General features: G+C 36.2%; 10 protein-coding genes and 1 pseudogene. 6 read left to right on the top strand and 5 right to left on the bottom strand.

Annotation, left to right across the window (positions count from 1 at the left end; all coding sequences use genetic code 11):
* Positions 1-64: 64 nt before the first annotated feature.
* The 4 genes from HC725_RS16285 to HC725_RS16300 all read right to left on the bottom strand — a co-directional run bounded on the left by HC725_RS16285 (position 65) and on the right by HC725_RS16300 (position 3008).
* Positions 65-1387 carry an AAA family ATPase gene (locus HC725_RS16285; protein ID WP_190332915.1) on the bottom strand — a complete coding sequence of 441 codons (1323 nt, stop codon included), beginning with the start codon at positions 1385-1387 and terminating at the stop codon, positions 65-67.
* Positions 1384-1836, bottom strand: coding sequence for a hypothetical protein (locus tag HC725_RS16290; protein WP_113597703.1), 453 nt, complete (start codon positions 1834-1836; stop codon positions 1384-1386). The genes HC725_RS16285 and HC725_RS16290 overlap by 4 nt, the downstream gene beginning before the upstream one ends.
* Positions 1837-1899: 63 nt before the next feature.
* Complete coding sequence (locus HC725_RS16295) at positions 1900-2481, bottom strand: recombinase family protein (RefSeq protein ID WP_029854399.1); 582 nt, start codon at positions 2479-2481, stop codon at positions 1900-1902.
* 374 nt (positions 2482-2855) lie between these two features.
* Positions 2856-3008 (bottom strand): bacteriocin immunity protein, encoded by a 153-nt coding sequence (locus HC725_RS16300; protein ID WP_190332916.1) that lies wholly within the window; start codon positions 3006-3008, stop codon positions 2856-2858.
* Positions 3009-3096: 88 nt separating this feature from the next.
* On the opposite strand from HC725_RS16300, the gene HC725_RS16305 reads away from it, so the two are divergent.
* The 6 genes from HC725_RS16305 (at position 3097) to HC725_RS16330 (ending at position 9702) form a co-directional block, all read left to right on the top strand.
* Positions 3097-4017 (top strand): IS5 family transposase, encoded by a 921-nt coding sequence (locus HC725_RS16305; protein ID WP_190332917.1) that lies wholly within the window; start codon positions 3097-3099, stop codon positions 4015-4017.
* A 200-nt stretch (positions 4018-4217) separates the two neighbouring features.
* Positions 4218-5126 (top strand): GHMP family kinase ATP-binding protein, encoded by a 909-nt coding sequence (locus tag HC725_RS16310; RefSeq protein ID WP_190332918.1) that lies wholly within the window; start codon positions 4218-4220, stop codon positions 5124-5126.
* On the top strand, positions 5119-6150 hold the full coding sequence (locus HC725_RS16315) for a pyridoxal-phosphate dependent enzyme (RefSeq protein WP_190332919.1): 1032 nt from the start codon (positions 5119-5121) through the stop codon (positions 6148-6150). The genes HC725_RS16310 and HC725_RS16315 overlap by 8 nt, the downstream gene beginning before the upstream one ends.
* Complete coding sequence (locus HC725_RS16320; RefSeq protein ID WP_190332920.1) at positions 6147-7355, top strand: ATP-grasp domain-containing protein; 1209 nt, start codon at positions 6147-6149, stop codon at positions 7353-7355. The genes HC725_RS16315 and HC725_RS16320 overlap by 4 nt, the downstream gene beginning before the upstream one ends.
* Before the next feature lie 3 nt (positions 7356-7358).
* The gene (locus tag HC725_RS16325; protein ID WP_203219090.1) at positions 7359-8561 is read left to right on the top strand and encodes an MFS transporter; all 1203 of its coding nucleotides are present in this window, start codon (positions 7359-7361) and stop codon (positions 8559-8561) included.
* On the top strand, positions 8527-9702 hold the full coding sequence (locus HC725_RS16330) for an ATP-grasp domain-containing protein (protein ID WP_190332921.1): 1176 nt from the start codon (positions 8527-8529) through the stop codon (positions 9700-9702). Before HC725_RS16325 ends, HC725_RS16330 begins: the two co-directional genes overlap by 35 nt.
* 139 nt (positions 9703-9841) lie before the next feature.
* On the opposite strand, the pseudogene istB reads toward HC725_RS16330, so the two are convergent.
* Positions 9842-10546 (bottom strand): annotated as a pseudogene (gene istB, locus HC725_RS16335) (IS21-like element ISVch3 family helper ATPase IstB); the annotation flags it as partial.
* Between the last annotated feature and the right edge of the window lie 102 nt (positions 10547-10648).

Genomic DNA, 10648 nt, shown 5'->3' on the forward strand with positions numbered 1-10648 from the left:
CTGGAATATTAGAAATTAGCAATAGCTGAGCAAATAAGTGGATCAATATTAAAACGGTGAATTTTTAAAAAAGTGGATCAGATTTCAACTGGTGTTGACAAATCAGTAAAACACTGTTATCTGGAATACTGTCTTTACGTAATAATCGCGCTATCGTCATACAATTAATGCCAATAGACTGCTGAAGGCGTCTAGCTGCTTTTCCTGAAAGCGCTACTGGATAAATACTAAAACCTAATTTTTGATAGGCATCAACGATAAGCTTCGTGGTTGTCGTTTTACCTGTGCCAGCACCTCCAGTGAGAGCAAAAATATGGCTGACTAATGCTGTCCTTACAGCTCTTGCTTGAGCTTCCTCAAGTTTCCAACCTTCAGGGATAGAAGTAGTGAACGCAACCTCTAGTTCACTTCGCCAAAGGCTTCCCATCTTGCTGAGTTTGCTGAATCGTTTGGCTATTGTTTTTTCAAAAATATAGTTGCCTGAGGCGTAGTATTTGTCATCGTGTTTTACAAAACCGATGATGTCGCCAGTTAACTGTTTAGCCCTTTCAATAAGTAACTTGTCGTTATTTAAGTAGGTGCGAATCGTATGTTCTATATCACGCCAAAGTGCAACCGTATGCCCTTTGTCACTCCATAGACGCAAAGATTGTTCAATTATAGCTGCAAGCCTTATTTCATCACTTGGTTCAACTTTGAAGTGCTTTTGTGCGATCTCGTCAACCTTGCTAAATCTCATACCCAAAGAGAACAAGCGGTACGGATTCGCTTTCAAAAATCCAATTGCATCCTTACCTGACAATCTAAAAAGTTGACGTTGAATAGGTTCTTCTACCTCCCACTCAACTAACTGGCTCGCATACTTGAGATTGGCATATTTTCTAAAACCTTGATAAAGCGCATTTACCGTCCTATCACTTCTCAAAACATCCTTGATCGCTTGAAAGTTACTTATTGATTTATCATGTTTATATGGTTCATCTTTTTCGCATTCGAGCATGGTGAAAATGTCACTACGGAATTCAGCCCAGAGTAATTGTGCTTTCACCCTGCCAATACCGACAAACTCTTTCTCAGAGCTTAAAAAGTTAACGAAACCAACACCATTGTCGGGCATCACACACTTAAGTTTGGGTTGCATGAAACGCCACACGTCCACATAGCCACCCACACTAACTGGCTGTTGTCGCACACTATAGTTATTCTCTCTTAATATCTCCCATTGCTGCCCTACTTGCGGCTTCATATTTAGCTGGTTTTGAGTAGTTAGCAATACGATTCGGTGTGCTCCAACGTTTTGGTTAACAAACACAGCACCTAACTGAACATTATCAGGATGATATTGATATATTTGGGTAATCCGAACCAAGAAAGTATCGTTACTCATTTCCAAAGCCCCATTTCAATGAGAACTTCTTTAAATTCAGATAGCCTAGCGACTTCGGCGGTAAGTTTTGCATTCTCAGCTTGTAACCGAGCATTGAACCGCTTTAAGTCACGAACCTTGATGCTATCTGTTATACTCTCGTCCATATTGTCCTGGAACACTCCCCTGACTTCAGCGCTCTGTTCTTCCAGTGGCAGATTCTCTTTCCGTTTTTGATACACCCCCTCTGTTGCAAGCTCTTTCTTAAGCTCATCGAATAGTTCGAAGAGTTTTTTGTTTCTAGATGCTTTGAATGCAGACGAATCAAAACCAAGTTCATCTGCAATCTTTTTGGGACTTAAAGTATCACCATGCCAATAATCCAGCCAATTCGGAGGGTTCTTGGCCTTCATTTCATCAACCCACGCAATGAAGAGATTTCTATTTCTTTGTCCTTTCTCTTTGCTCAACTGGTCTTCTCCTAGATTCTATTTGCACCAATTCCCAAATCCCGACATTTCAAATTAAAGACGCTATTTAAACAGACTCTCTTGTTCCAAATCTGGTGCCGCATCTAGATATCTGTTGAGCGTTGGCCTAGAAATATTGAAGTGCTTAGCCACATCAGATTTTTGTACTGAGGGATCTTGTAGCATCGATTTTGCTAGCTTAATTTGCTTATCTGTGAGTTTTTGCTTCCTGCCACCTTTTCTGCCTCGCGCTCTTGCAGCTTTAAGTCCAGCCTTGGTTCTTTCCACGATAATATCTCGCTCAAACTCAGCTATAGCTCCAATCACGTTAAACACTAGCTTCCCTGTAGATGTCGTTGTATCAATGTTTTCGGACAATGATTTAAACTGAACTCCATTGCTCTTAAACATCTCAAGCAAAGTAATAAGATCTTTCAGACTGCGTCCAAGCCTATCAAGTTTATAAACTACAACTATGTCGTCCTGGCGCAGGGAATCTAGTAGTCTAGTGAGTTCAGGGCGATCTTTGGTCTTAGCTGAAGCCTTTTCTATAAAGATTTTTTCACAGCCAGATTTGGTTAGTTCATCAATCTGATAATCACAGTTTTGATCTGTAGTGCTTACTCTCGCATATCCAATTATCATGAAACACTTCCATACGTTTATATTACATAGTTTAGTTTACGAGTTTTGTTACGAAAAATGGAAGGATATTCATTAAAAAAAGATGAGAAAGGAGATGTAACACAAACCTTCGTTTTATTTACACCCGAAGATGAAAGGTGCTGTGCAGCAATAGAAAAAATTTTCAAAGAGAGAGAAGATCTACCAATTATGGTTCAGAACGTCGTAAATAACGCCATCATTTGTCTTCTCTTTCTCGATAGAAAAACATCCTTTAGATAAAAGTCATATTTGTTGGTCTTTGAAGCATGGTTGCCCATTTTCTGTATACCGACGTTTTAACTCTTCAATAATTGCCTCTGATGAATCTTCTATTCCCAGCATTGTAGGATGGGTTAACAAAGCGCACTGCCTTTGGGATGATTGATCTTTTCATTGAAAAAATTTACCAGATCATCCAAATCATCATCACTGAAATCAAGTTCTTCAGATGCCAATAACAACTGTAAAAACTCTGACTCTGTATAATCTTGTAATTTATTTTTCATTTGAATGAAGCTTTGTTGCATAAATAGAATGAACTAAATCAGAATCTTACGATCAGATCAGGGACATTCATTCACTTACTTTAAATTCATGCCGAAGCCTCGCTATAAAACCACTAACTGGCGCAAGTACAATAACTCACTAATCAACCGAGGTTCACTCACGTTTTGGATTGACGAAGAGGCGATAACTGAGTGGAAACACCCTAAGCAGGATAGGCGTAGTAGACCACGATTGTTTAGTGACCTAGCTATCACAACTGCTCTAATGGTAAAGCGCATTTTTTCCTTGCCTTTAAGGGCGTTGCAAGGCTTTATCTGCTCCGTTTTTAAATTGGCCAATGTTCCATTAGTTTGTCCCCACTATACCTGCATAAGTCGCCGAGCTAAGAATGTCGAGGTTTGCTTTAAAACCTCTTCACGAGGAACTATTCAGCACCTAGCCATTGATGCAACTGGACTCAAGGTATACGGTGAGGGCGAATGGAAAGTGAAAAAGCATGGAACAGATGGTAAGCGTCGAGTCTGGCGTAAACTCCATCTTGCTGTGGATACCGATACTCATGAAATTATCGCAGCGGAGCTGACATTATCAGGTGTGACAGATGCGGAAGTACTCCCCAATCTACTCAAACAAACACGCAGAGCCATCAAGGAGATCTCGGGAGATGGCGCATACGATACGAGGGAGTACCACAGGGCGATTAGAGTTAAGAAAGCGATACCTCTAATCCCTCCGCGTGAGGGAGCAGCCTTCTGGGAAAAGGGTCATCCACGCAATCTGGCGGTTGGCTGCCAGAAACTCTATGGGTCAAACAAAAAGTGGAAACAGAAGTATGGTTACCACAGGCGTTCACTGTCAGAAACCGCTATGTATCGTGTGAAACAGTTACTTGGAGCATCACTCACTCTTCGTAATTACAATGCACAAGTTGGGGAGACTTACGCCATGATCAAAGCACTCAACAAGTTAACTGGGATAGGTATGCCCGAAACTCAGTATATCGTTTAAAAGACGAACGATTTAGCTGCCGTCCGTTCATAAACAGAATTCAGCAACAAAGCCAAGTAAATGCCCAGTTAACAATAAAGAAAAATTGAAAATGAATAGTTAAAAACATGACATAAATCAAAATTATGAAACTGTTTGCTATAAAACTTTGACAAATAAAATGAAAATAACTACCTTCCTGTAAAAAAGAGGTTATGCTTATGTATATTATTGATAAAAAATATAACAAAGCAGGCTTTAAAGAGCATGTTTTTAGTGGTATTGAGTATATATGTAGAGGGTCTTTAGGAGAATTGTATCAAGGACCTGTATTTTCAAAAAATACAATGGATATTGGGATTATTTCTGCCATATCAGATAACTATACTGTTGCTAAATTTATTCCAAGTAATAAATGTAACCTATTAGAGCTTGGAAAAATAAAGGTCAAGAAAGCAATTGATTCATATTTTGAAAAGTTCGAAGTAGAAATAATAGAAGGGACATGGTCATTTGAAAGTGACTGTATTATTGGAGCTGGCATGTCAAGCTCCACATCGGATATTGTTGCAGCTCTTAACTGCATAAATACATTTTCAAAACAGATATTAACAATTAAAGACGTTTGTGAGATAATTAAAGGAATAGAAAGATCCGACTCTATATTTATACAATTTCCATCTTTATATTTAAGCCAAAAGCAAGTCATAGTTGACATATATAACCCACCAAAGCCGATTTACTGCCTTTATGCTCTGGAAAATGACCGAGTAGATACCAATAATACTAGGGATTTACTTCTAAATCACTATTATAGTTATAGTGATGAATATAAGAAGCTATTACACCGTGTTCAATGTGCATTCAAGAATAAAAATACAATAGGAATAATTCAATGCTCGACAGAGAGTGCAAGGCTATCTCAAATGGCTATGCCAAAGAACAGTTTTAATCACATGTATAAAAATTATAATCAAATTGGAGCTGATGGCCTGATAGTTGCACACACTGGGTCACTCATAGGCTTTCTTTTTAAGGAAAATATTGGTTTCGAAAAATTAAACAATGCCAGGAAATTGTTTAGAAGTTTAGAATTAGAAATGAAACAAGGAACAATATTTAATGTATAACCATATATCTGATGCTATTAAAAAACCTCACTTGATAAAATTAAAAAACAACCTTTATGTAGCAAGGTTCGAATCTATGAAAATATATTCAACTCTATTTGCAGTTAAAAAGCTTCTAGAGGATGGGATTATAAATAAAGACTCGATATTGATTGATAGTTCAAGTGGAATATATGCATATGCATTAGCACTAGCGTGTCATAAATATAAAATAAAGTGTCATATAGTTGCATCGAAAACCGTCGATAAAAATATAAGATCACAGCTTAATTTATTAGGTGCCATTGTCGAAGGAGTTGATTCGGCAGGCACACTTAAGCTAGATCAAGAACTTAGAGTTAAAAAAGTAAAGAAAACTATCAAAAAAAATAATAACTATTATTGGATGCAACAGTATCATGATGATATTCATTATGAAGGATATAAAGAATTTGCTGAGTTACTGCTTGAGGAATTTGACTCTGAAGAGTTGACTTTAGTTGGCGGTATTGGATCAGGATGTTCAACAGGAGCAACTGCAACCTATTTAAGAGAAAGTGGAAAAAAAGTGTCTTTGTATGGCTTACAACCATATGGAAGTGTTACATTTGGCTGTGAGCACGTAGAAGATCCAGAGATAATAATTGCTGGAATTGGAAGTGCAATAGAATTTTCTAATGTAAAACATTCAAATTATGACTACATTGATTGGTTGTCATTTGATTTGTGTAAAGCAGGTGCAATAAAACTTATGAAAAATCATGCAATATTTGCAGGCCTTTCTAGTGGAGGTAGCTTTTATGTCGCTGAAAAACTCAATAAGTTAACACCTAATAAGCCTTGTATTTTTATTGCTCCAGATATGGGGCATCGTTATGTAGATGATGTTTACCTTAGTGACGAAGTCTCTCGCACTGAGCCGAGTGAACCAAAATTTATAACTTCGGCTGATGAGTTAAGTTTGCCTTGGTCGAGAGTTAAGTGGCATCGAAAAGAAAATACCTATTTGAAAAAGTTTAAAAATAACGAAATGGAGAATGTATGAACTTTGTATTAATAGAAGCATTGACCTTTGGCTTAGGGAAACTTGTTGAAGCTGCAGAATCGCTCAATGTTAATTTAACACTATTAACATATAATCCTGAAATTTATAGGTTTGAACTAGATAAAATTAATAGTAGTAATTTTAATTTGATAAAAATAAATACATTTGATAAAAATGAAGTGATTAAGCAATGTAATAAAACCCCTAATTTAAGAGGAATTATAAATTTAACCGATACCTGGACAAATATGGCGACAGAGGTGTCAGAACACTTTGGTTTTACAGGTCAAAATCCAATATCAACAAAGATATGTAGAAATAAGTTTTTATTAAGGAATACCTTATGTAAGAATAATTTGACAAAAGGTATTTCTAAGTTAGTCAAGCTCAATAACCCTACTTATCAATATGAAAAAGACTTATCAAATCTAAAGTACCCTTTGATAGTTAAAGACCCAAGTGGGACAGGTTCTAAAAATGTTTGGTTTGCTGAGAATTATGATGAACTAATAAATTTAATTTTAGATTTAAAAAATAAAGAAGATCTAGAAGATATTTTGTTAGAAACCTACTTTACAGGAACTCTTTATAGTGCTGAAACAATAAGTTATAAAGGCGAAACAAAACTAATATCAATTAGTAGTCGTGTTTTATCTGACATGCCTAACTTCATGGAGAAGGCTATTTCATTGCCCATAGATCTAAGATTTAAATCTCTAAAAGGCGTTAATAACTGGATAAATAAAATTCTAGATTCGATCTGTTATACAGATGGTTTTGCTCATACGGAATTTATAGTTACAAAAGATGGCTTTGAGGTTGTAGAAGTAAACCCTCGGCTTGGTGGTGTCCAAATTGGTGAAGCATTGTGCCAAGCTTTCGATTATAACTTTTATAAAGCTTTTCTTGAAATGGCAATGAATAAGAGGCCTGAGGTTCTTGATATGACCCTTGATGCGTCAACATATACTGGTCAAGTATTTATATATGCTAAAGAACAAGGTGTTTTCTCTCATATTGATTCTAGATATATGGATAAAGACAAAAGTACTATCTACCCATGTGCATATAAAGGGAAAGAAATTAAAAATCTAAATGACCAAAGTGCTTGCGTAGCCATTTTATTGACAAAATCTGATTCAACAGAATCTGCATTACTTGATGTATTATCTGAAGCAAATAAGATAAAAACAATAATGGAGTAGAAATTGTTTAAATTATATAAAGAATTTAGCTATAATGTTAAATTAATATTAATTACTACTCTTTTAAGTAATATTGGCATATTTATGGTCATACCATTTTTAGCAATTTATTTAGATGAATTAGATACAATAAGCACAGTAGATGTCGGAATAATTATAGGTGTTGCTTTTTGGTGTCAAAGAGCTGGCTCCCTATTAGGAGGCATCTTATCTGATTATGTTAACATTAAAAAAACATTATTGATTGGATTAATAGTAAGAATTCCAGGCTATTTAGCGTTAGGTTTTGTAAATGATTTTTATCTATTGCTAGTTTCATGCTCTTTGATTGGGCTGGGAAGTAGTATTTATTTACCAGCAGCAAAATCATATTTAGTTCAGGTCACCAATGAGAAGCAAAGAATTGAAGTTCTCTCAACAAGGGTTGTTTTTTCTAATATTGGGGTTGCACTAGGTCCTGTTATAGGCCTTGCTATTTTTGAGGTATCCGCTCGCCTATTATTTACATCAGTTGGTATGATATTCATACTTTTGTTAATTTTAAACTATCTCCTAAAAGAAACAAATCGATATTCATCTACTGATAATTTGAAATTCAGAGACTTTATCGAACTGTCATTAAATTATAAAATGCTAGCAATTTTCATAGCCACATTTATTTTTATGGCTTTATACATGCAAATTGAAGTTACAATTCCTCTTCTTGCTAAGGAACTTTATAATAAGGCAACCGTTTCGGCTATATTTATTATCAATGCGGTTATTGTCATATTATTTCAAGTCCATATTTCTAAGTGGGCTTGTACTAGATCAAATAATCATCCCGTGATATTAGGTTTTTTGTTGTTTTCTCTTTCTTTTTATTTGGTTGAAAATTCAATACACTCTTACTGGTTACTATTTCTTTCAGTGATTGTATTTACATTTGCGGAAATTATTTTTCAGATTAGACTTGATTTTGAAGCTACTCTTGTGAATGACAAAATGGTTGCGAGTTCTTTTGGTATTATGAGTCTTGCTGCTGCTTTTGGTGGCTTGTTTGGGAGTTATATAGGAACATCATTTTATTTGGTTAGTTTTAATGATTTTAGCCTGTGGGAGATTTTATCTATCTTTACATTATTATTATCAATTCTATCACTAGCAAACATTTACAATAAAGGAAAAGGTTATGCAAAAACATTTAGTGATGATAAGTCCTCATAAAGCAATGTTAGATATTGTTGATAAGCATAGCATAAAGTGTACAATAGTTGATAAAATCGAAAATATTAAATCATATAACTCAGACATGAATTATAATTTGATTTTATGTGATTATGATAATATTGAAACCTGCTTTTGTTTATTAGATGGATTGAATGAGATAGAACCTATATCTGCAATAGTAACACTTACAGAAAAAGCTATTCCAATTGCCTCAGAGCTTTCATCTCGTTTACAGTTACCCTTCACTTCTTCGGAAACGATCGACATAATTTACAACAAAGCTAAAATGCGCTCTATACTTTCTTCTTATAAGGGTTTCTCTTTGCCATATATCGAGTTAGAAGATAAAAATCAGTTAAGCGACTTTATAAAAAAGTTTGGCTATCCAATAATAGTTAAGCCTAAAAATGGAGTTGGAAGCATTGGTGTTAAAAAAATATCTAATGATATTGAATTTTCTGACACTAAGCTTACCAATGGATTAATTGCTGAGCGCTTCGTTGAGGGAAGAGAGTTTTCAGTAGAATGTTTTTCTTTTGGTGGCTCACATGAAGTTATTGCTGTAACAGAAAAAACTATCGTTGGAGGAGGAAACTTTACTGAAATTGGACACATTACTCCAGCAAATATTTCTAAAGATACTCACCAGTCAATTAAGAGTTATATTGTAAGCTTTCTTGATATCATTGGTATTAAAGATGGGGCATCTCATACTGAAATAAAAATTTTTAAAGATGATATTCATATCATTGAAACCCATAATAGAATCGGTGGGGACCGTATATCTTCTTTAGTTAAGTTATCAACTTCTATTGATCTAGCCGAGTTGTCAATATTGTGGCCACTTGGTATGTGCAAAAAAACAGATGCTCAGAATTCACACAACCAATATGCATCTATAAGATTTATTAATCCAGAAGAAGGGGTTGTTGAATCTGTTAGTGGTATTGAAAGCTTATTGCATAGCCCAAATATAATAGACATCGAGTGTTCTATTCGTAAGGGAGATGAATTAAAGCCTATCTCAGATTCATTTAATCGTTATGGGTTTGTGATTAGTGTTGGCAAGAGCTTTAGTGAGGCTGAATTAACTTCAATTAGAGCTGTTAATTCTATATTAATTAACTATAAAACATAGCTGTTTGCGACATGAATAGAGGGTACTAATTCAGAGCTATTCTGATATGTAACCACCTTTTGCGTATTTCGGTGATTGCGATCGCTCGTTTCGGTTTATTCCGATCACCTGATCCTACCGTTTTTCTCTCTTCCTATTTTTACTCTAAGTGATCGGATTGCGCCAGTTTTCTCATTGACTCACCTCCCAGTTCTATTCGATGACTATTGTGAACGAGACGATCCATGAGAGCGTCAGCGACGGTGGCGTTGCCGATCATGTTGTACCACTCTTTGACAGGTAGTTGACTGATGACGATTGTGCTGCTGTTTTGGTAGCGGTCCTCAAGCACTTCTAACAAGTGACCTGCATGCTCTTGAGTCAGTTTTTCCATCCCCCAGTCGTCGAGGATCAGTAGAGCTTTCTTAGCCAACGATTGAAGTTGCTTTTGATAGCTACCATCCAGACGACCCGAGGTCAGATCATCAAGCAAGCGAGTTAATCGGTAGTATCTGACCGTTTGTTGTTGGTCGCAGGCGCTAGTTGCCAGTGCGCAACCAAGATACGTTTTACCTGCGCCTGTTGGGCCTGTGATCAAGATGTTCTGGTGCTTGTGCAGATAGCCACCCGTTAGCAGTTCGCTCATCTGCTTGCGGTTGAGGTTTCGTCCCTCCTTGTAAATAAGTTGGCTCGGCTGAGCATCCACTCTCAGCTTGGCTTGTCGTTTCAGGCGTTGGATTTTGGTTTGATTGCGATTCAAGATTTCACTTTCCAGAAGTAGGCTTAACCTCTCCTCGAAGTCCAGCTCTGCGTAGGTGGTCAGTTGCTCTTGTTGCTGCTCTAACGCTTTCGCCGCATGACTTAAGTGTCAACACCAGTTGAAATCTGATCCACTTTTTTAAAAATTCACCGTTTTAATATTGATCCACTTATTTGCTCAGCTATTGCTAATTTCTAATATTCCAGC

This window comes from Vibrio sp. S17_S38, from assembly GCF_014694375.1.
Classification (GTDB): domain Bacteria; phylum Pseudomonadota; class Gammaproteobacteria; order Enterobacterales; family Vibrionaceae; genus Vibrio.